The organism is Bradyrhizobium pachyrhizi (genome assembly GCF_001189245.1).
Lineage (GTDB): Bacteria > Pseudomonadota > Alphaproteobacteria > Rhizobiales > Xanthobacteraceae > Bradyrhizobium > Bradyrhizobium pachyrhizi.
The window spans coordinates 145,515-165,706 of sequence record NZ_LFIQ01000024.1; the positions used below are offsets into that span (position 1 = coordinate 145,515).

26 protein-coding genes are annotated in these 20,192 nt (G+C 65.1%); 16 read left to right on the top strand and 10 right to left on the bottom strand.

What is annotated here, in order from left to right; all coding sequences use genetic code 11:
* Positions 1-91 precede the first annotated feature (91 nt).
* The 5 genes from AKL29_RS01490 (at position 92) to AKL29_RS01510 (ending at position 5,143) form a co-directional block, all read left to right on the top strand.
* Positions 92-1,219 carry an acyl-CoA dehydrogenase family protein gene (locus AKL29_RS01490; protein ID WP_050382565.1) on the top strand — a complete coding sequence of 376 codons (1,128 nt, stop codon included), beginning with the start codon at positions 92-94 and terminating at the stop codon, positions 1,217-1,219.
* A 117-nt stretch (positions 1,220-1,336) separates the two neighbouring features.
* The gene (locus tag AKL29_RS01495) at positions 1,337-2,584 is read left to right on the top strand and encodes an acyl-CoA dehydrogenase (RefSeq protein WP_050382567.1); all 1,248 of its coding nucleotides are present in this window, start codon (positions 1,337-1,339) and stop codon (positions 2,582-2,584) included.
* Positions 2,585-2,696: 112 nt separating this feature from the next.
* Positions 2,697-3,941 carry an acyl-CoA dehydrogenase gene (locus AKL29_RS01500; protein WP_050382569.1) on the top strand — a complete coding sequence of 415 codons (1,245 nt, stop codon included), beginning with the start codon at positions 2,697-2,699 and terminating at the stop codon, positions 3,939-3,941.
* A 2-nt stretch (positions 3,942-3,943) separates the two neighbouring features.
* Positions 3,944-4,654 (top strand): nitroreductase, encoded by a 711-nt coding sequence (locus AKL29_RS01505; RefSeq protein ID WP_050382571.1) that lies wholly within the window; start codon positions 3,944-3,946, stop codon positions 4,652-4,654.
* A gap of 78 nt (positions 4,655-4,732) precedes the next feature.
* A complete protein-coding gene (locus AKL29_RS01510; RefSeq protein WP_050382573.1) occupies positions 4,733-5,143 on the top strand; it encodes a hypothetical protein in 411 nt (136 codons plus the stop codon).
* Here the strand turns inward: AKL29_RS01510 and AKL29_RS01515 are convergent.
* Positions 5,140-6,135, bottom strand: coding sequence for a helix-turn-helix transcriptional regulator (locus AKL29_RS01515; RefSeq protein ID WP_050382576.1), 996 nt, complete (start codon positions 6,133-6,135; stop codon positions 5,140-5,142). The genes AKL29_RS01510 and AKL29_RS01515 overlap by 4 nt on opposite strands.
* Before the next feature lie 84 nt (positions 6,136-6,219).
* Here AKL29_RS01515 and AKL29_RS01520 point away from each other — a divergent pair, with 84 nt between their 5' ends.
* Together AKL29_RS01520 and AKL29_RS01525 are read left to right on the top strand one after the other, a co-directional pair.
* Positions 6,220-6,873, top strand: a complete 654-nt coding sequence (locus AKL29_RS01520; RefSeq protein ID WP_050382578.1) for a glutathione S-transferase family protein — start codon at positions 6,220-6,222, stop codon at positions 6,871-6,873.
* 14 nt (positions 6,874-6,887) lie between these two features.
* On the top strand, positions 6,888-7,322 hold the full coding sequence (locus AKL29_RS01525) for a DUF6157 family protein (protein ID WP_028336559.1): 435 nt from the start codon (positions 6,888-6,890) through the stop codon (positions 7,320-7,322).
* 199 nt (positions 7,323-7,521) lie between these two features.
* Here the strand turns inward: AKL29_RS01525 and AKL29_RS01530 are convergent, their stop codons facing one another.
* On the bottom strand, positions 7,522-8,307 hold the full coding sequence (locus AKL29_RS01530; protein ID WP_050382708.1) for an enoyl-CoA hydratase/isomerase family protein: 786 nt from the start codon (positions 8,305-8,307) through the stop codon (positions 7,522-7,524).
* 14 nt (positions 8,308-8,321) lie between these two features.
* Positions 8,322-9,434 carry a cyclic nucleotide-gated ion channel gene (locus AKL29_RS01535; protein ID WP_050382580.1) on the bottom strand — a complete coding sequence of 371 codons (1,113 nt, stop codon included), beginning with the start codon at positions 9,432-9,434 and terminating at the stop codon, positions 8,322-8,324.
* Positions 9,435-9,788: 354 nt separating this feature from the next.
* Between AKL29_RS01535 and AKL29_RS01540 the strand changes: the two genes are divergently transcribed.
* Positions 9,789-10,457: a Crp/Fnr family transcriptional regulator gene (locus tag AKL29_RS01540; protein WP_028336556.1), complete on the top strand. Its 669-nt coding sequence runs from the start codon at positions 9,789-9,791 to the stop codon at positions 10,455-10,457.
* A 29-nt stretch (positions 10,458-10,486) separates the two neighbouring features.
* Positions 10,487-11,362 carry a DUF6537 domain-containing protein gene (locus tag AKL29_RS01545; protein ID WP_082190437.1) on the top strand — a complete coding sequence of 292 codons (876 nt, stop codon included), beginning with the start codon at positions 10,487-10,489 and terminating at the stop codon, positions 11,360-11,362.
* Between the two features lie 236 nt (positions 11,363-11,598).
* Here the strand turns inward: AKL29_RS01545 and AKL29_RS01550 are convergent, their stop codons facing one another.
* Genes AKL29_RS01550 through AKL29_RS44125 form a run of 3 tightly spaced genes read right to left on the bottom strand, consistent with a single transcriptional unit; the run spans position 11,599 to position 12,620 of the window.
* A complete protein-coding gene (locus tag AKL29_RS01550; RefSeq protein ID WP_050382584.1) occupies positions 11,599-11,817 on the bottom strand; it encodes a hypothetical protein in 219 nt (72 codons plus the stop codon).
* Between the two features lie 49 nt (positions 11,818-11,866).
* Positions 11,867-12,082 (bottom strand): hypothetical protein, encoded by a 216-nt coding sequence (locus AKL29_RS01555; RefSeq protein ID WP_050382586.1) that lies wholly within the window; start codon positions 12,080-12,082, stop codon positions 11,867-11,869.
* Between the two features lie 25 nt (positions 12,083-12,107).
* On the bottom strand, positions 12,108-12,620 hold the full coding sequence (locus tag AKL29_RS44125) for a hypothetical protein (protein WP_244481668.1): 513 nt from the start codon (positions 12,618-12,620) through the stop codon (positions 12,108-12,110).
* Between AKL29_RS44125 and AKL29_RS01565 the strand changes: the two genes are divergently transcribed.
* The 3 genes from AKL29_RS01565 (at position 12,607) to AKL29_RS01575 (ending at position 14,240) form a co-directional block, all read left to right on the top strand.
* Positions 12,607-12,813, top strand: a complete 207-nt coding sequence (locus AKL29_RS01565) for a hypothetical protein (RefSeq protein WP_050382588.1) — start codon at positions 12,607-12,609, stop codon at positions 12,811-12,813. The genes AKL29_RS44125 and AKL29_RS01565 overlap by 14 nt on opposite strands.
* Positions 12,814-12,904: 91 nt before the next feature.
* The gene (locus AKL29_RS01570; RefSeq protein WP_016847466.1) at positions 12,905-13,267 is read left to right on the top strand and encodes a PRC-barrel domain-containing protein; all 363 of its coding nucleotides are present in this window, start codon (positions 12,905-12,907) and stop codon (positions 13,265-13,267) included.
* Between the two features lie 211 nt (positions 13,268-13,478).
* Positions 13,479-14,240 carry a Crp/Fnr family transcriptional regulator gene (locus AKL29_RS01575; protein WP_050382590.1) on the top strand — a complete coding sequence of 254 codons (762 nt, stop codon included), beginning with the start codon at positions 13,479-13,481 and terminating at the stop codon, positions 14,238-14,240.
* Positions 14,241-14,399: 159 nt separating this feature from the next.
* Here the strand turns inward: AKL29_RS01575 and AKL29_RS01580 are convergent, their stop codons facing one another.
* Positions 14,400-15,806, bottom strand: a complete 1,407-nt coding sequence (locus AKL29_RS01580) for a TAXI family TRAP transporter solute-binding subunit (protein ID WP_244481669.1) — start codon at positions 15,804-15,806, stop codon at positions 14,400-14,402.
* Between the two features lie 425 nt (positions 15,807-16,231).
* Here AKL29_RS01580 and AKL29_RS01585 point away from each other — a divergent pair, with 425 nt between their 5' ends.
* Together AKL29_RS01585 and AKL29_RS01590 are read left to right on the top strand one after the other, a co-directional pair.
* Positions 16,232-16,585, top strand: a complete 354-nt coding sequence (locus tag AKL29_RS01585; protein WP_016847469.1) for a DUF3307 domain-containing protein — start codon at positions 16,232-16,234, stop codon at positions 16,583-16,585.
* A 173-nt stretch (positions 16,586-16,758) separates the two neighbouring features.
* Positions 16,759-17,160, top strand: coding sequence for a hypothetical protein (locus tag AKL29_RS01590; protein WP_016847470.1), 402 nt, complete (start codon positions 16,759-16,761; stop codon positions 17,158-17,160).
* Positions 17,161-17,167: 7 nt separating this feature from the next.
* Here the strand turns inward: AKL29_RS01590 and AKL29_RS01595 are convergent, their stop codons facing one another.
* Positions 17,168-17,503, bottom strand: coding sequence for a YkgJ family cysteine cluster protein (locus AKL29_RS01595; protein ID WP_028336550.1), 336 nt, complete (start codon positions 17,501-17,503; stop codon positions 17,168-17,170).
* Complete coding sequence (locus AKL29_RS01600) at positions 17,503-18,201, bottom strand: helix-turn-helix transcriptional regulator (protein ID WP_028336549.1); 699 nt, start codon at positions 18,199-18,201, stop codon at positions 17,503-17,505. The genes AKL29_RS01595 and AKL29_RS01600 overlap by 1 nt, the downstream gene beginning before the upstream one ends.
* A 206-nt stretch (positions 18,202-18,407) precedes the next feature.
* Between AKL29_RS01600 and AKL29_RS01605 the strand changes: the two genes are divergently transcribed.
* Positions 18,408-18,641, top strand: a complete 234-nt coding sequence (locus AKL29_RS01605; RefSeq protein ID WP_050382593.1) for a hypothetical protein — start codon at positions 18,408-18,410, stop codon at positions 18,639-18,641.
* 64 nt (positions 18,642-18,705) lie between these two features.
* The gene (locus AKL29_RS01610; protein ID WP_028336547.1) at positions 18,706-19,437 is read left to right on the top strand and encodes a glutathione S-transferase family protein; all 732 of its coding nucleotides are present in this window, start codon (positions 18,706-18,708) and stop codon (positions 19,435-19,437) included.
* A gap of 69 nt (positions 19,438-19,506) precedes the next feature.
* Here the strand turns inward: AKL29_RS01610 and AKL29_RS01615 are convergent, their stop codons facing one another.
* Entirely contained in the window at positions 19,507-20,148 is a 642-nt protein-coding gene (locus AKL29_RS01615; protein ID WP_050382595.1) for a pyridoxamine 5'-phosphate oxidase family protein, read from the bottom strand.
* Between the last annotated feature and the right edge of the window lie 44 nt (positions 20,149-20,192).

Sequence of the window (20,192 nt, forward strand, 5' to 3'; positions counted from 1 at the left end):
TGAACCCGGAATCCAGAGGTTCCTTACGTCGAGATTCCGGGTTCGATGCCGCGCATCGCCCCGGAATGACAGCAAGTAAAAGGTAAGCGCCATGAATTTCGATTTCTCCGACGAACAGAAGCAGATGCGCGACGAGGCGCGGAAGTTCCTCAGCGAACAGTGCCCGCCGAAGGCCGTGCGCGAGGTGCTCGACGGCAAGGCGCCTTACGACAAGGCGCTGTGGAAGGGCCTCGCCGAGATGGGTTTCCTCGGCGTCGCGATCCCGGAACAGTTCGGCGGCGCGGGCGCCGGCCATCTCGAACTCTGCGTGATCGCGGAGGAAATGGGCCGCGCGCTGGCGCCGGTGCCGTTCTCCTCCACCGTCTATCTCGCCGCCGAAGCGATCCTGATCGCAGGCAGTGACGCGCAGAAGCAGAAGTGGCTGCCGAAGATCGCCGCGGGCGAAGCCATCGGCACGCTGGCGCTGTTCGAGGGCAAGGGCAATCCGTCGCCGAAGGCGATCAAGGTCACGGCCAATGGCGGTGTGCTCAACGGCGTCAAGAAGCCGGTGTCGGATGGTGCGATCGCCGATTTCGCCGTGGTCGCCGCGCGCACCGGCTCGAGCGGACGCGAGTCCGATATTTCCTTGTTCATCGTCGACCTCAAGGCCGGCGGCGTCGAGGTCAAGTCGCTCACCAACATCGACCTGACCCGCGGCCAGGCCGAATTCAGCTTCAAGGATGCGAAGGCCGAGCCGCTCGGCGCGGTCGGCGAGGGCTGGAGCGTCATCACCCAGGTGCTGGATCGCGCAGCCGTATTGACGGCGTTCGAGCAGGTCGGCGGCGCCGACCGCGCGCTGGAGATGGGCCGCGACTATGCGCTCGACCGTATCGCGTTCGGCCGTCCGATCGGCTCGTTCCAGGCGGTCAAGCACATGCTGGCCGACATGTATGTCTCGGCGACCCTGGCGCGCTCGAATTGCTACTACGGCGCCTGGGCGCTCTCGACCAATGCCGGCGAATTGCCGGAAGCGGCCGCCGCCGCGCGCATCAGCGCGACGCAGGCGTTCCAGCATTGCGCCAAGAACAACATCCAGGTGCATGGCGGCATGGGCTTCACCTGGGAGTTCGACTGCCACATGTACTACCGCCGCGCCAATGCCGCGGCGCTCGGTCTCGGCAGCCTGTCCTATTGGGAAGACGCGCTGATCGACCGCATGCGCAAGAAGAACGCGGCGTAACGCTACGATTCGTCGTTCCGGGGCGCGCGTAGCGCGAACCCGGAATCCAGAGGTTGGGAATTGAGATTCCGGGTTCGATGCTGCGCATCGCCCCGGAATGACGGAAAGAAAGCCACCATGAATTTCGACGACACCCCGCAGGAGGCCGCATTCCGCGCCGAGGCGAAAGCCTGGATCGCGGCCAATGCGCCGAAGCAATATGAGGACGAGCTGCGCAAGGCCTCGCTCGGCCGTGTTGCGCTCAAGGGCGCCAACATCCTCGAGGTCGCAAAGGCCTGGCAGAAGAAGAAGGCCGATGCCGGCTGGGCCTGCCTGCACTGGCCAAAGGAGTATGGCGGCCGCGGCTCATCGCCGATCGAGCGCGTGATCTGGCAACAGGAGGAGGGCCCGTTCGGCCGCCTCAGTTCGATGTTCATCATCGGCCACGGCATGTGCGGCCCGACCATGATGGCGTTCGCCGGCGAGGAGCAGAAGCGCAAATATCTGCCGCCGCTTGCCTCCGGCGAGAAGATCTGGTGCCAGCTGTTCTCCGAGCCGGCAGGCGGCTCCGACGTCGCCGGCCTGCGCACCCGCGCCGAGAAGCACGGCGACGAGTGGGTGATCAACGGCCAGAAGATCTGGACCTCGGGCGCGCATTACTCCGACTACGGCATCCTGCTCACCCGCACCGACCCGACCGTGCCGAAGCACAAGGGCCTCACCATGTTCTTCCTGGACATGAAGAGCCCGGGCGTCGAGGTCAGGCCGATCAAGCAGGCGAGCGGCGCCTCCGACTTCAACGAGGTCTATTTCACCGACGTGCGCATTCCGGACTCGCAGCGGCTCGGCAATGTCAATGACGGCTGGAACGTGTCGCTGACCACGCTGATGAACGAGCGGATGTCGATCGGCGCCGGCGTCGCCACCGGCTTCCCCGAACTGTTCGACTTCTGCAACAGCCTGATGCTGGAGGACGGCCCCGCGATCGAGAACCGCGCGGTGCGCTCCAAGCTCGCGAACTGGGCGGTGAAGGCGAGCGGGCTGAAGTACACCAGCATGCGCGCGATCTCGGCGCTGTCGAAGGGCGAGCGGCCGGGACCGGAGAATTCGATCGGCAAGCTGGTCGCCGGCTCGATGATCCAGGACGTCGCGACCTACGCGCTCGATCTGCAGGGCGCGGCCGGCGCGCTGAGCGGGATTGAGGATGCCGAGGTCGCCGGCAAATTCCAGGCGATGCTGCTGCGCGCGCCGGGCACCCGCGTCGAGGGCGGCACCGACGAGATCATGCGCAACATCATCGCCGAGCGCGTGCTGGGCCTGCCCGGAGATATCCGCGTCGACAAGGACGTTCCCTTCAACAAGATCCCGACCAAGGGAAGAGCTTAACCGTCGTTCCGGGGCGGCGCGAAGCGGCGAACCCGGAACCTCGAGCGACATAACTTCTAGATTCCGGGTTCGCACTGCGCGCGCCCCGGAATGACAAAGAAAAGGAGCCGCCATGAATTTCGATGACACGCCGCAGGAAGCCGAATTCCGCGCCGTCGCCCGCAAGTGGATCGCGGCCAACGCGCCGAAGGAGTTCGAAGAGGAGCTCTCGAAGTCGTCGCTCGGCCGCATCCGGCTCGCCAGGCACGACATGGTCGAGGTCGGCAAGGCCTGGCAGAAGAAGAAGGCGGAGGGCGGCTGGGCCTGCCTGCACTGGCCGAAGGAATATGGCGGCCGCGGCGCCACCCCGATCGAGCGCGTGATCTGGCAGCAGGAAGAGGGCGTCTACGGCAAGCTGACCCAACCGTTCCAGATCGGCGAGGGCATGTGCGGCCCAACCGTGATGGCCTGGGGCAGCGAGGAGGCCAAGCGCCGCTATCTGCCGAAACTCGCCTCCGGTGAGGAGATCTGGTGTCAGCTGTTCTCCGAGCCGTCAGCCGGCTCCGACGTCGCGGGACTGCGCACCCGCGCCGAGAAGAAGGGCGACAACTGGGTCGTCAACGGCCAGAAGATCTGGACCTCAGGCGCGCATTACTCCGACTACGGCCTGTTGATCGCGCGCACCGATCCGAATGTGCCGAAGCACAAGGGTCTGACGATGTTCTTCCTCGACATGAAGAGCCCCGGCGTCGAGGTGCGGCCTATCAAGCAGGCCAACGGCATGCAGGAGTTCAACGAGGTCTATTTCACCGACGTCGTGATCCCGGACAGCCAGCGGTTGGGGGCGGTCGGCGAGGGCTGGAGCGTGTCGCTGACCACGCTGATGAACGAGCGCATGTCGATCGGCGCGCGGCTCGCCACCGGCGTGCCCGAGATGTTCGAGTTCTGCTCCAATTTGATGCTGGAGGATGGTCTTGCGATCGACGATCCGGCGGTGCGCTCCAGGCTTGCGAGCTGGGCGGTGAAGGCGAGCGGGCTGAAATACACCAGCTACCGCGCCATCTCGGCGCTGTCGAAGGGCGAGCGACCGGGCCCGGAAAATTCCATCGGCAAGCTCGTCTCCGGCCTGATGCTGCAGGATATCGCGACCTATGCGATGGACCTCGAGGGCGCGGCGGGCAGCCTCACCGGCACCGATGAGGAGCAGGCCAACGGCCAGTTCCAGCAGATGCTGCTGTCGTCGCCCTCGATGCGCATCGCCGGCGGCACCGACGAGATCCTGCGCAACATCATCGCCGAGCGCGTGCTGGGCCTGCCCGGCGACATCCGCGTCGACAAGGACGTGCCCTACAACAAGATCCCGACCAAGGGGCGCTGAGCATGGATGCCACCACCAAGCCGCGCTACCCGACCGAGGACCGTATCGGCGCGCTCGAGGAATTGCTCAACGAGCGCTACTCGGTGCGCGCGTTCCAGCCGCGCGAGGTGCCGCGCGAGGTCATCGAGCACATTCTGTCGACCGCGCAGCGCACCGCATCCTGGTGCAACAGCCAGCCCTGGCAGGTGCTCATCGTCTCCGGCGAGGCGAAGGAGCGGTTTCGCAAGGCGATCTATGCCGAGGCGTCGCGCGGCCTCGGCGAGGATTACGACTTCACGCCGCCGCGGGAATATGTCGGCGTCTATCTGGAGCGCCGCCGCGAAAGCGGTTTCCAGCTCTACAACACGCTCGGCATCGCGCGCGGCGACAAGCCGGCCTACGCAAAACAGGCGCTGGAGAACTACAATTTCTTCGGCGCGCCGCACATTGCCGTGGTCCACACCAATGAGCCGCTCGGTATCTATGGTGCCATCGACTGCGGCGGCTATGTCTCGAACTTCATGCTGGCGGCGCAGGCGCTGGGGCTCGGCACCATCCCGCAGGCGGCGATCGCGCGCCATTCCGGGCTGATCCGTCGTCATTTCAACCTGGCCGACGATCGCCGGGTTGTCTGCGGTATCTCGTTCGGCTATGCCGATCATGCGCACAAGGTGAACAGCTACCGCACGTCGCGCGCGACCGTGGAAGATACTGTCACATTCGTCGATGTATAATTTCCTCAAGGCGGGAAGGTCGGTTCACCCTCCCGCCGAGGACAAGAAGAGCTGCAAGAAGAAACGACAAGAACAACAATGGCGAATAACGCCTCCCTGACGCCGGCGGAGATCAGCTGGCAGCTGCACCGTCTGCCTGCGCTCGAGCGCGACGCGTTCATCGCGGCGCATTATGTGGGGCAGCCCGTCGCCTGGAAGACCCGCTTCTTCGACGCGATCGACTGGGGCGCGGGCTCGGTGCTGCAATTCAGCTTCCTGCAGCGCGGCTGGCATCGCCATTCCCGGCTCGACAATCCGATCTATGCCTATGTCGACATCGAGCAACATCCGGAAACCCGCGGCCTGCGCCGCGGCCGGCGGATCGACCTTGAGGGCACCATCAAGGGCGTCGACTTCGTGACCGGGATTACGCTGACGCTGGACAAGTTCGAGATCCTGCCGATCAATTTTTTCGATCGCTTCGTCATCAGCTCCGATAGCCGGTATTAACGGCGGGCAGCGCGGCGGGCCGGCGCGTCGGCATAGCGGGCGGCCATCGCGCCCGTCAGCTCGGCCATCTTCTCGCGCAACTCTGGCGGCGCGACCACTTCGGCCTCGGCGCCGAGCCGCAGCAATTCGGTCGCTGCATGCCACACCGTCTTGCCGACCGGCATGGTGGCGAGCCGCCAGCCGTCGGCGTCGGTACCATCAGCGAGCTGCATCCGCGCCTTCACGTAAGGGTGGGCCAGCGCATCGAACAGTTTCAGCCCGAGCGGCGACAGCCGCACCGTGGCCTCGTTCGGATGCAGCTCGGCCTCCAGCCGCTCGATCGAGGCGCGCCAATAGGCGGCGAGGTCGAACTCCGCGGACCGCGCGAACGGCGTCTCCAGCACCGCGCAATCCAGCACGCGGGCGACGCGGTAGGTGCGCACATTGCCGTCGACGAGGCCGGCGAGATACCAGCTGCCGCCCTTCAGCACGAGGCCGAGCGGCGCCACGCGCCGCCGCTTCTCGGCCTTCCAGCTCTGGTAGCGGATCTCGAGCATGGACTCGCGCAGCACGGCGCCGGCGATGGCGCGCAGATGCTTCGGCTCCTCGGTCTCGCCGAACCAGCCGGGCGCGTCGAGATGGAAGCGCTGCTGCATCCCTCGCGCGTTGGGCCGCAGGTTCTCCGGCAGCGCCGCCATCAGCTTGGTCTGCGCCGCCACCATCGCGGCATCGAGGCCGAGCGCTGCGGCGGGCCCCGGGAGACCGGCCATGAACAGCGCCTCGGCCTCGCCCTGCGACAGGCCGTTGAGCCGCACGCGATAGCCGTCGAGCAGGCGATAGCCGCCCTCGGCGCCACGGTCGGCGTAAACCGGAACGCCGGCGGCGGCCAGCGCGTCGATGTCGCGATAGATCGTGCGCACCGAGACCTCGCAAGCTTCCGCCAGCTCAGGTGCGGTGACCTGCCCCCGCGCCTGCAGGGTGGTGAGGATGGAAAACAGCCGGCTCGCGCGCATGGCCAAATCATACCTGACACAAGATGTCAGGTATAGGCAGTCATTAAAGAGGCCATGCCCCCGACGGCGCCAGGAGACCCGACCATGAGCACCGCTGCCCCCACCGACCGCGTCACGCTGTATTATTCGCCGCAGAGCCGCGCCACCGGCACCCGCGTGCTGCTGGAGGAACTCGGCGCGCCCTATGACCTGCAGGTCCTGAACATGAAGGCCGGCGAGCAGCGCAAGGCCGCCTATCTCGCCATCAATCCGCTCGGCAAGGTGCCGGCGATCCGCCACGGCGACGCGCTGGTCACCGAGCAGGTCGCGATATTCATCTATCTCGCCGATCTGTTTCCGCAGGCCGGCCTGACGCCGGCGCTGAACGATCCGCGCCGCGGCCCGTATCTGCGCTGGATCGCCTACTACGGTTCATCGTTCGAGCCGGCCGTGATCGACCATTTCATGAAGCGCGAGCCCGCGCCGATCACGCAGTCGCCCTATGCCGATTACGACACCATGCTGGGCGCGCTGGAATCGCAGCTGGCAAAGGGGCCCTATCTGCTCGGCGAGGAGATCACGGCGGCCGACATCCTCTGGGGCATCGCGCTCTCTTGGACCATGATGTTCGGCATCGTGCCGAAAAGGGACGTGTTCGTCCGCTATGCCGAGCGCATCGCCGCGCGCCCGGCCTTCCAGCGCATATCGAAGGCCGACGACGAGATGGCGGCGCAGCATGCCGCGGCCGCCGGAGTGTGATACGGATCGGGCCGATGGCGAAAGTCCTGCACAGCACCAACTGCTTCAACACCTTGATCCGCGTCGCGGAGGACTGCCCGGCGCAGCGCGGCGAGGAGCCGCAGTTGCGCGGCGGCCAGCCGACGGTCGCCGTGTTGCAATACCGGATGATCGCGGGCGCGCCCTACAAGTACACCTCCGACGACGTCGTGTTCGCGACGTCGGCGGCCGGCCGCGCGCTCGATGCGAAAGCCGCGAAGAAGGCGCGCTGCCTCGCCCGCGAGACGTTCTTCTCGCGCGGCCAGGCCTGCATGCGCGCCTCGCCGCTCGGCAAGCGCTTCGGCTGGGGTGTCCATGCCGACGCCGAGGGGCGCATCGCGCTCTACGCCGTCGACAGCAAGCGCTACCAGGCACTCGCCGCGGATCCCGACATCGCGCAGGTCCGCGCGATGCGGAGCAAGCGGGCGTGAAGAGGCACTGCTCTCATCCTCCTCTGGAGGGGGAGGATCGGTTCGCATGCAATGCGAACCGAGGTGGGGTGATCTCTCCACTCGGGCACCGTTCGTGCTGAGAGATCACCCCACCCCGTCTCACATTCCACTGCGCTCCATGTGACCCGACCCTCCCCCTCCAGGGAGGGTGAAGGGGAGTGTGCCCTGCGACCAATCGCTAAAACCGCGGCGCCCGCTTCTCGGCGAAGGCCTTGATGCCTTCCTTGATCTCGTCGCCGCGCATGCTCTCGCGGTGACGGGCGTCGGCGGCGGCCTCGTCCAGCTCGCCGCGGGCGAATTCGTTGATCGCGCGCTTCATGCCGGCCATCGCCTCTGGCGCATTGCCGGCCAGGATCGTCGCGACCTTGTCGACCTCCTCGTCGAGCAGGTCGAGCGATACCATCGCGGTGAGATAGCCGATCCGCAGCATCTCGGGCGCCGATATCTTCTGCGCGGTGAGGAACAGCATCTTGGCGTTGTCGACGCCGAGCCGCGTGACGTAGCGCTGGATGCCGCTCTTGTAATAGTGCAGCCCGAGCCGCGCCGCCGGCATGAACATCTCGGCGGTATCGACGCCGATGCGGAAGTCGCAGGCGAGCGCGAGGTCGGTCGAGCCGCCATAGACGCCGCCATTGAGCCGGCAGATCGTCGGCACACTGAGATCCTCGAGGCGGTTGACCACGACCTCGAACGCCGAGCCCGCGCTCTGCTGTTCGCTCGCGCTCACCGCGCGCTCGGCGACCGAGTTGAGGTCGTAGCCGGCGGAGAACGCGCGGCCGGTTCCGGTTAGCACCAGCACGCGGATCGCGGGATCGGCCTCGATCCGGTCGAACAATTTCAGCAGCTCGCCGAGATCCTCGGCCTGCAGGCGGTTGAGGTGCTTCGGCCGGTTGAGGCGGATCGTTGCGCGCGGGCCCGCGATTTCGAGCACGGGTCCGCTGGCGGTGTCGGCCGCGTCAGCCATCTTGGTCTCCATCATTATTGATTCTCACGTTCGCGCCGCTTGGCCTCGGCGTCGATGGTCTCGGCGAGATCGGGATGCCTTGCCATCAACAGGCGGAAATCGACCAGGTCAAGCACCAGCAACCTGGTCACCTTGCTGGTCGAGACGCTGGCGCCGCGCTTGGCGTTGCCGAGCAATGCCATCTCGCCAAAGAACTCGCCTTCGCCAAGCTTCACCTTGCGCCCGGGCAGGTCGACCTCGACCTCGCCGGCGGCGACGAAATACATGCAGTCGCCATTGGTGTCCTTGCGGATGATCATGGTGCGCGGCGGCAGGTCCATGGTCCGCAGCATTTGGGTGACGTCGGCGATCGCGGCCGGGCCGAGATGCGCGAAGAACGGCACCTTGCTGACGGTCTCCCAGGTTCTCAAGAAATTGTCGCGACGGGTTTCTGCGGCAAAGCCGGTCGCCAGGATACCGGTCCACAGTCCGAACACGCCGAGGCCCGAGATCATCACCATGGCGGCGACCACGCGGCCGAGCGGGGTGATCGGCACCACGTCGCCATAGCCGGTCGTGGTCAGCGTCACCACCGCCCACCACAGCGCCGCCGGCACGCTGCCGAAGGTCTGCGGCTGGACGTCCCGCTCCAGGAAATATTCCGCGACGGAGGCCAGGAACACCACCATCAGGAAGATCACGAGCACGCTGAGCAGCGGCCCGGATTCCACCACCAGCACGCGCCGGAGCTGGCGCAGGCCGGGAATGCCCGGCACCACCTTGAGCACCCAGAGCACGCCGAGCAGCCAGGCGGTCTTCGGCTCGACGCCGGACAGCAAGGCCACCGGCACGGCCAGCGCGCCGATCGCGTCGACCACGCCGGCGCTCGACAGCGCGTAGAACCAGAATTTGCCCTGCCGCCCCATGTGGCGCAGCCGCACCAGCCATTCGAATACGAAATAGGCAAGGCAGGCCCACAGCAGCGCATCGACCCAGCGCGGCGCCGCCTCATGGGCCGGCGCGACCGTCAGCAGCGTCATCATCGCGACACCGGCCGCGACGGCGACATAGGCCGCCGTGGTCATGTTGCGGCCGGCGGTGGCGGAAACGAAGCGCGTCAAGGCCGGAAGGACGAGCCGCTTGGACATCGGAACGGAGCTTGCCTGTCGATGAACTGCTGGAATTGAGGCCCTGCGAACGGCGGAGCCGATGTCACAACGTGCCTCTCCCGGTTGAGGCCGTCAACGCGCAGGCCATGGCGGGATGCTCGCGGCGAAAGACCCATCAGTTGGACGAAAGGCCTAACCATGTTGGCCCGATTTTGCGCCCGCGAATGTGAGAAATCGGACAAAACGTCGCTTTTTCCCCGTATATCAGGGATGCTGGTTCGCCGCTGCGACTCCTGTGTGACTAGGCAGGCGATTCGGGCAGGCAAACCAGGGCAGGAATGAAGCGACTAATAAGACGATCTTATTCACTTCTTGAGAATTGGCTGGTTTCCGATGGATACCTCACATCTCGCGCAGCACGCCGGCGCCGCCGGGAGTCTCTTCGCTTCGATCTTCGTGGTCGCCACGCTGTCAATGCGCACCATGATCCCGTTGCGCGTGTTCGCCATCCTGACCAACATCATCCTGATCGCGACCGCGATCCCGACGCACAATTACGCGACGCTGATTCTGCATGCCGTGCTGCTGCCGGTGAACACCTATCGGCTGCACCAGATGCTGCAACTTGTCCGCAACGTGAAAAGATCGGTCAACAGCGATCTGTCGATGGATTGGCTCAGGCCGTTCACGACGGAGCGCAAATGCACCGCGGGGGAAGTCCTGTTCTACAAGGACGAGAAGGCCGACAGCATGTTCTACATTGTCAGCGGCCGCTTCCGCCTGGTCGAATCGGGCATCGAGCTGCCGGTCGGCGCCCTCGTCGGCGAGTTCGGCATGCTGTCGCCGTCGAACACGCGAACCCAGACGCTGGAGTGCGTCGAGACCGGCATGGTGCTGTCGGTGACCTATGACCAGGTCGAGCAGCTTTACGTCCAGAACCCGGCCTTCGGCTTCTACTTTCTGCGACTCGCCAGCGCCCGTCTGTTCCAGAATATCTCGACGCTCGAGCAGCAACTCGCGCAGCACACGACCCCACAGGTTGCGGAGCCAAAACCTGCATGAGCCCCGTGACGAGTTCTGGAGGCGCCGCAGTGCCGGATGACGACGGTCTCCTGGCTTCGCTCCGTTACCTCTTTGCCGACATCATCGGCGATGAGGACGAGGGGCCGCCGGTGCTGCCCGACGCCTGCCCGGACCATCTCGGGCCGGCCGTCACCAAGGCCATCAATCTGTTGATCGCCTATCAGGGCACGAGCTACGCCCAGCTCTATATCGACCGGCTCAAGCGCTTCGTCGGCCGCCGCGGCGTCGACGACGCCCTGCTTGCCGAGATCGCCCGCTTGATGGCGGAGCGCATGGCCTATGAGGACGCGATCCGCATCGCGCAGCTCAAGCTTGGCGAAGTCAACGCGGTGGGCGGCCTTGCGGCGCGCTCGGCCGACGACGTCAAGAAGTTTCGCCTGGACGAGTTGATCGACGCCCTGCCGGCAGTGGTCGCCGATCCGGTGCTCGGCGTGCTGGATCAATTCGGCTGGCGGCGTCGCCGGATCTCGATCCGCTTCAGCGCCAACAACCGCTTCAGCGTTCGCCGGCTCAGGATCGAGGCGGGCCTGAAGCGCTGGCGGCTGTTCTCGGGACGCTATGCCAGGGAGCGCGTCTGGGTCGAGCGTTGGCTGCACATGATCGACCGCAGCCTGACCAAGCAGCCGGGCGCCGCCCCGGCGCTCGTGCAGACCGCGACCATGGTCCAGGGCTACGGCGATCCCTACCGCCAGGGCATCGCGGACTGGCACGTGATCATCGACGGGCTCGCCAAGCCGACCTTCGACGGCGTGCTCGTGCTCCCCGACCTTGCCGGCGCCATTACGGAAGCGCGCGCAGCCTCCATGCCAGATCCGCGGCAGGCAGCGCTGAAGCGCAAGATCGCGGAAATCCGCGCCCGGGCACCGGCGGTTGGCTCGCATTGAACGGGATTTCCAGTGCTGGACCCGTCATCCCCGCGCAAAGGCGAAGCCTTTGTCGCTGGAGGTGCGAGCCTTGCGGCGCAATTGCGCCGCTGGGCGAGCCTCGAAGGATGCACGGCCACAGATGGGCCCTCGCCCTTCGAGACGGCCGCCTTGCGGCCTCCTCAAGGTGACGGTGATAGCTCCCGCGTCATTGCGCGCGAAGCGAAGCAACCCATAGCGCCGCAAGCGGAGAACACCTACCGCTTGATGTGCGGCGGCTCGTCGTAGCCGCGGCGGCTGGAATAGAACAACAGGCCCATCAGGCCGATGCAAACCGCAGCCAGAACCGCAATGCCGATCGTGAACACCACGATGCCGTAGGCCGGCACCGGAGCGTCCACAGTCAGGCCTTCATAGGCGTAGGCGCCGACGGCGGCCAAAAAGGCCAGCAGGCCGATGCTGATTGCAATGCGCATGCGTAGCTGCCTCTGCTGAGGGCCGAGGGCAACAGGGCAGTTGCGCCGGTTATCCCGCCGCGGCGGTGGCCTTGGCCAGCGCCTGCTGTCCGGCTTCGGTCAACTCGGAGAGCGTCGTCCTGCCGCTCTTGGCGCATTTGATGATGTATCTGGCAACGCGGCGGCGGGTGTCATGTTCCTCGCCGTGAGCTGCGTCTGAACAAACGCGATCGAGCGCAGCGTTCATGGCGAAGAGCGTGCGTGAGTCAAACCGTTCCTCGATCATCGCAGCTCTCCTTTGCGACTCGCGGCTACTTGCGGAACGTCAGCCATTCGCTGACTTCCATCACAGTCTCGGTCTGTCTGGCCTTCTTCATCAGCATTTCGCGTTCCCGTCCCGGCGGCAGCTTGCGCGCCGCAATGCGCGAATCTTCGGCGAATTTCTGCAAGCGGTTTTCGAACGATCCGGGAGGCCGCGACCTGTTGCGCTTCTTCTTGATCATGCCGTCTCCGAGCTGGAACAGCAATACTAGGCTTGTTCCCCGGACGCCGTCGTTAACCCATGACATCGGTCGAATTGAAAAACCGCGCGCCCCGAAATCGCGACCCAAAATCGCGACCCAAGATCGCGACCTGGGATCGCGAAGATCGCAGGAACGATCTTCGGCGCTCTGCGTAACACCCGTGCGTTCGCTGCTTTGCTCCCCGAAAGGCGGTGGACCACTCCGGTGACGGGCCTCGGCGAATTTGATCGCCGGGGCCCGCATGTCTTCCAGCAAGGCAGCCAAGGAAACAATAAGGACATAAGCAATGGTACATTCCAATCAGGGCATCGTGAAAGACAACAAGGGGCAGGAGCAGCCGGCCGACAAGCAGCGCGCGCAGGCCGCGCAGAAGACCGACCCGCGAAAGTCGAATGCGCGCGAAGCGACGCGTGATCCGAAATTGAACGATGCCGACAAGACGCCGGGATCCGGCATGACATCGGACGACCGCGGCGATCCTCCAACGGGCTGAACGTCGTTCCGCTCTGCAGCAATCGCGGCAATGCGGCAGGAACGATGACCCGGGTCGACCGTTGGCGTCGAAGGATCAATGGAGAATTGACATGGCGATGGACGAGAAGGAGGTCGGAAACCTGATCGGCAGCGACAAGGTCGAGGGCACCGCGGTCTATGGCTCCGACGAGCGCAAGATCGGCTCGATCGAACGGGTGATGATCGACAAGAAGAGCGGGCGGGTGTCTTACGCCGTGCTTGGTTTCGGCGGCATTCTCGGTCTCGGCAACGACCATTATCCGCTGCCCTGGCAGTCGCTCAAATACGACACGAGGCTGGGCGGCTATGTCACCGGCGTCACCGAGAGCCAGCTGCGCGGCGCGCCGAAATACGGCAGCGAGCGCGAGTGGAATTGGTCCGATATCGGCACCACGCGCGCGGTGAACGACTACTACGGCGTGCCGTTCGTCTGAACGTCCCTTAGACGTCCCCTTGAGCGGGGGACCCGTATTTCACCGGTGGTACCCACCGGGAGCCGAGGTGTGTGTGATGCTCGGGGATGTAACCGTCGCATCGTTGGGACGTCTGTACACTAGTGAACATACGTCAATAGCTGTGCAAGGTAACATACGTAATTGAAGTCGGTCCTGCAGTTGCCCGATTAAACATGCGGGAGACCAATCGTTGGCGTCGCTAGTCCGGAAATTGGAGCAGTTTGCACGGCTTTCGCCGGTAGACCAGGTCCTTCTCAATCGCGCGTCTACCGAGCGCGTCCGCCATTTTGGTCCGCGGGTCGACATCGTCCGCGAGGGCGAGAAGCCGAAGGACGTCCATCTGATCCTGTCCGGCTGGGCCTATCGCTACAAGCAGCTCGAGGACGGCCGGCGTCAGATCGTGGCTTTCTTCCTGCCCGGCGACATTTGCGATGTGAACGTCTTCATCCTGCGCGAGATGGACCATTCGATCGGTACCGTCACGGCTGTGTCGATCGCCGACCTCTCCCGCGAATTCTTCGACAAGGTCGCAGCCGGACATCCGCGCATCGTGACCGCGTTCTGGTGGGAAACCCTGGTCAACGCGGCGATCCAGCGCGAATGGACCATGAGCCTCGGCCAGCGAACGGCGCTGGAGCGGATGGCCCATCTGCTGTGCGAGATCTGGCTCCGGCTGCGTGCCGCAGGCCTGACCCAGGGCGACAGCTGTGATTTCCCGCTGACCCAGGGCGATCTCGCCGATGCCACCGGGCTCTCCAAGGTTCACGTCAACCGAACGCTGCAGGAATTGCGCGCCGGCGGCCTGATCGTACTCAAGGGAAAGACCCTGGTCGTCCCCAATCTCGAGCGGCTGATGCAGGCCGGCCTGTTCAACCCGAACTACCTGCATATGGATCACGAGGGACGGCAGCTCGACGCCGCTGCGACGCCGACGGACACGGCGGTCGGGTAAGTAGCCCGCTCCGCTGCATGTCGCGAGAGCGCGGATGTATGGTTCACCGGCCGTTCAATATAGGCGGTGTCGTCCTGGCGAAAGCCAGGACGACAGTGGTGCATGTGGCGCGACCGCAGGGACGACAGTTGTATTTGTGGCGTGACCAACGGCCTGGTTTCACCCATTCGCCGCCTTCACCACCACGAGGTTCTCGTCCGGCGTCGCCGGGTGGCGCTTGAGGTGATCGCGGCGCAGTGCGATCTCGTCGCGGACCAATTCGTAGCCGAGCTTGAACGTGTCCATTCCGTCGCCGGAAACGGTGCCGTCGCGCAGGCCGGTCACCGCGCCGCGCAGGATCGCCTCGAGCTCGTCCTGCAATTCGTCGAGATGCTCGGCGCAGGTAGCGTGCTCGACGCGCTCGCCGATGTCGAGGATCCTGCCCGCCAGCTCGCTGGCCTTCTCGGGTGCAACGCGGGTGATCTTGGTGTAGATCGCGGCGAAGATCGAGCCGATGATGCTGAGCGCGGCGGCGCCGAGATACATCACGTCGCTGTAGCGATCCATGAACGACTTGGTATCGTCGTTGATGTATTCGGCGGCGCCCTGATGGGCGACGATGAAGGCGTCCTTGTCGGTCGCCGCCGGCTCGATCTTGGAGGCGAAGCCGTCGTCGAGCGCGAGTTCCGACTTGTTCTCATAGATGATGCGCGCGAGCTCGGCGGCTGTCGTCGTGGACATCGAGGATTGCGCGACCAGCAGCCATTCCAGTCCGATGGTGTCGACCTCGTCATCGGGGATCACCGGCGAGGACGACAGCATGCCGGTCGAGACCGTCTCCTCCGAAATCGCCGGGTATTTGCGCGCCAGCGCCTTGGCCGCGTCGATTGCATTCAGCGTGAAGCCGCCGGCGCGCTTGGCATATTGCTCGTAGGTCTTGTCCTTCACGATCTTCGAGGCATGCTCGATCGCGATCACGGCGGCGAAGCCGGAGGCGAACAGCTTGTCGAAAGATGTGTTCGGCGGCGCCTGCTGTACCCGCTGCGCCGCGTCGGGGCTGTCGGCAATCTCGAGCGCGCTGCGGACGAAATTGACGCTGTTCTCGCCGTCGCCGACGACCGCGATCCGCTTCTTCTTGAGCTCGCTCAGCGATTTGATCTTCTTGCCGCCGGGGCTGAGCACCAGCACCACGTCATGCTCGAGGATCGCGATGGCGCGGGCACGCGGCGGCACCCTTGCATCGGTGCGCAGGATGGCAAGCGAGGCGTCGCGGCGATCGAATTGCGCCAGCGCCTTGGCGTTGTCGGGGTTCGGCGTGATCTTCAGCCGCAGCCGTGACGAATTGTTCTTCAGCACGGTGGCGAGCTTGGCGGCGAATTTCGCCTCCGGGCCCTTGGCATCGCCGACCGCGAACACCAGCGTTTCGGAATTGCGCAGCCAGAGGCGGCCGCCGATCACGGTGACCGCGCTCAGCAGCAGCGTCAGCAGGGTGAAGATGATGATCTGCGCGCGGTTGGTCTTGACGACCGGTTTGGCGACCGGTGGGCGCGGCGGCATCGGCGCAGGCGAGGGGGCTTCGGCACTCATGGCTGATTACCTGGCTCGTCACCCGTCCGGGACGGCCCGTTGCCGTAACCCGATCGGCGCGGCGCTGCCCGGTGAATCCGTAAATGGCTATAAAAGAAAGAAAATTTCCTATGTTGCCGACGATATACCTCCCCGGGGGGAATGCAAACCGGCTGCCGGCCGTAACCTTAATCTCGGCCGGCCTGCGCCGCGATGCCACATGACCATTGCCACTATCGACGGTCGGACCGAGATGTGATTTTCGAGGAGGCGCAGGTGCATTCCGGCGCCGGAGATGTCATAAATGAGACACGCTTCGGTTTGCGGAATTGTGCTGACGGCCTGACCCGGATTTCTTGCAATCACATTCATCGAAGTAAAAGGGCGTCAGCTTGTTGTTTCCCTCCATGTCATCGTCGGTGTCGGTTGGTGCCCTGGTGGGATGGATGTTGCTTCTCACCGCAAAGCACATCATCGCCGACTTCATGCTGCAGAACGCCTGGATGGCGATCGGCAAGGATCAGAAGACCGGCTGGGCGCTGCCGCTGCTGGCGCACTGCCTGGTCCATCTCGCGGTTGCCCTGGCGCTGATCCTGGTGGTGGCGCCGCGGTTCTGGTACGTCGCCTTCATCGACTTCGTGATCCACATCATCGTCGATCGGGCTAAGGGCATCTGCGCCTCGCATTTCGGCGTGACGCTGGAATCCGGCCATCCCTGGTTCTGGACCCTGATCGGGGTCGACCAGGCGCTGCACCACCTCACCGGCTTCGCGCTGTCGATCTATATGGCCGCGAACTGAGCGGGTTTCGCGCGCCTTTCCTCACATCCTGGGACCAGGAATCCAGATGCCCGCGACGCGGGCGGATGTGATTCGCGCGCAACGGGCAAGGCCCTCCGGAAGCGACCGGAAGCCGTGGTTAACCTTTCGTTAGAGGATTACGCGGCATCTTCCCGATCGAGGGGGATTTGCAAATGTTTTCAAGCCGCGACGCCTTCGAGAACGATGCCTGCCCGGTTGCCGACGATCTGCTCGGCCAGATGTACCGCGCCAATCCGAACGGGCTCTCGTTGCTGGTTGCCAATGTCGCGCCCGACGTCAGGGCGAGGCTCGCGCTGTTCTGCTATCGCCGCAGCCATCTGCACGCGCTCGCGGTGGCGATTGCTTCGAGCTGCAGCGAGTGGGAGCTGGCGAATTCGGGTGGCCGTGTCGGCTCGACGCTCTACGCGCTGTCGCGCGAGCCGGCCCGCGCCGCGACCGTTTCGCATGGTGGCCGCAAGCCGATCACGCTGTCGACCAAGCCGCTGACGACCTTCGCGCCGATCGTCGATGACGAGCTCGACGACGAGGACGTCAGCGACAGGGTCACGGCGTAACGTCTGGTCAGATCGGCTGCGCGCTCGCGATGAGCGGCAGCCCGTGCCGGCGCCGCGCCATCGCGCATTCCGCGTCGCCCGGCTGGCAGGTCCGGCATACCTCCGGCCGCACCGCATAGACTTCGCAGCGCGTTGCTTCTCCGACCCGGCCCGCTAGCGCCGAGCAGCGATCGCCCTCGCAGCGCATGCCTGATTGTCGCGCGTTGACGAATTGCGGTGGGATCAGATCGAGCTGCGCGTCGTCCTCGATGGTGAAGCGCGGCCAGTTCTCCGAATAGCTGCAGCAGGCGCCGCAGGACTGGCAGGGGTTTGCGTCGGCTGCGTCGGTCGCGTTGTCAGCCATCAGGTGTCCCTCGGCGCTTCCCAGACCAAGCTGCGGCGCCAGCGCGCCCTGAGCAGGTCGCGCCGCTCCGGATATTTCTCGTCGTGATAGACCGCCGTGACCACGCGGTCGGTGCGGAAGCTGCGGAAATCCTTGCGCAGCTCGCACCAGGCGGCGAGCAGCCGCACCGCCTCGTGATAGCCGACCGCGATCGGCCAGATCGTGCGCTCGCTATCGCGGCCATGCTCGTCGCGATAGTTCAGCGTGATCTTCTTGCCCTCATGGATCTGGCTGCGGGTCCTGACCATGTCGATGCGGTCGGGCTCCCGGTTCCAGGCCGAGCGGGCCCGGCTCGCCGGCTCCAGCACGAACGGCCGCAGCCGGTCGGGCACGGTCTCGGCGATCTTGGCCATCAGGTCCTCGGCCGCGCGCGCCAGCGCCGGATCGGCGTGGCCGACCACCCATTGCGCGCCGAGCACGCAGGCCTCGATCTCGTCGGGTGTCAGCATCAAGGGCGGCAGGTCGAATCCCTTCTCCAGGATGTAGCCCATGCCGGCCTCGCCGCGGATCGGCACCCGCTGCTCGATCAGGCTGGCGATGTCGCGATAGATCGTCCGCTTCGATGTCTCGAGCTCGGCTGCGATTGCATCGGCAGTCAAAGGCTTACGGGTGCGTCGGAGCACCTGGATGATCTGAAACAGCCGGTCGGCGCGTCTCATGGCAACTCTCTCGATCGCTCTCTTGGCACGTGTCTGGTCGAGTGTCTCGGTAGCTGTTTCGGCAGCCGTCTTGACGAGTGTCTTGACGGGTCTCGTCTCTCTCGGTGCGCAGGCTTTTCTGGGCCCCGGCCGGCTACTGCTGACAGCATGTTGGCAGCAGGTGGGGGCTATATCAGGACAACACCTCAAGTGAAGGGAATTTGTCCATGACGAATCTTGACGAACTCGGTTTCCGGCAGGCGCAAGACTTTGCGCTGGAACAGCTGGTCACGGTCTACTCCACTTCCGGCGACCTGCGCTGGGCCCTGGTCGCGCTGATCGCACAGTCGATCAGCACGGTCTGGTCCTACGGGCGGGCACGGCTGGTCAAGCGCGTTCGCGAGGCGGTTCGCCGCCTCGCACCCGTCGGCCCGTTCGACAGTGAATGCCACTACTGCTGACACCATGCTGGCAGCAGGGGACGGCTAGCTTCAATTCACGACCACAGGCGATCGGGAGCTTCATATGATTACGCTTTTTGGCTTTGGCACGGGCTTCGGCTTGCCGGAAATCAGCCCCTTCGTGACCAAAACCGAGGTCCAGCTCAAGATGGCCGGGCTCGACTATCGCAAAGAGAAGGCGATGCCGCCGGCCTCTCCCAAGGGCCAGCTGCCGTTCATCGCCGACGATGGCGAGACGATCGCCGATTCGACCTTCATCCGCGCCCATATCGAGGGCAAATACGGCTTCGATTTCGACGCGCCGCTCAGCCTGCAGGCGCGCGCCCAGGCCTGGGCCTTCGAGCGCATGATCGAACATCACGTCTACTGGGCGCTGGTCGGCGCGCGATGGGTCGACGACACCAATTTCGCCAAGGGGCCCGCGCATTTCTTCGACGGCGCGCCCGACCATATGCGCGACAAGATGCGCGAGGACGCCCAGTTCCGCGTTGCCGAGAATTATCTGCTGAGCGGGCTTGGCCGCCACGGACCTGACGAAGACGTCGATCTCGCGATCCGCTCGCTGTTCGCGCTGGCGGTCCAGCTCGGCGACAAGCCGTATCTGATGGGTGATGCGCCGTGCGGCACCGATGCCACCGCGTTCGGCGCGCTGGCGGGAATCCTCACCCCGTTCTTCGATTCGCCGCTGCGCGAGCGCACCGAGAAGTTCGACAATCTCACCGCCTATGTCGGCCGGATGATGCGGCAATATTATCCGGAATTCGCCTGGGCGCCGCTGCAGCAGCAGGCGGCCTAAAGCGCGATCGCGCTTTAGGTTTAGTTCGGGGCATGATCCTTCCGAAAAACCGCTTCGCACTTTTCCGAATCATGCCTGGGCCGGCGCGGCAGGAGCGGGCTGGCCCTTCAATGCGGCGAGCTCCGCCTCGAGCTCGGCGATGCGCTGGTCGCGCGAGGCCAGCGCCGCCGCCACATCGGCCGCGTCGAACTTCTGCGGAATGTGCTGCGGGCAGTTGGTGTCCCACGCCGCGACCTTGAACAGGATCACCTGCTCGGGCCGCGCCCGGTAACCCTGCGGCATCAGCGCGCGCGTCAACGCCGGATCGTCCTCCACCACATTCGCCTCACCCCACAGCTTGACGCGGCGGCGGTGCGCGTAATCCATCACGAAGATATAGGCCTTGGCATTCTCCGAGAGATTGCCCTGCGTGATGAACTGGCGGTTGCCGCTGTAGTCGGCGAACGCGATGGTGTGCTTGTCGAGCACCTTGATAAAGCCCTTCGGCCCGCCGCGATGCTGGATGTAGGGCTGGCCGTCGACCGATGCGGTCGCGAGATAGAAGCTGTTCACCTCGCTGAGGAAGCCGGCGAGGTTCTCGTCGATCTCGCTGCGCCAGCCGCCATGCGCCTCGAGCTCGGCGTAGGTGGCGCGCGAGCCCTTGCGGGTCTGGATCGCCTTCACCGCCGGACTGAATGCGACGTCGCTCGGATAGCTGTGACCATCTGACATCGGTGCCTCCCGTGACGGGCGCCTTAAGCGGTTGTCCTCACTGC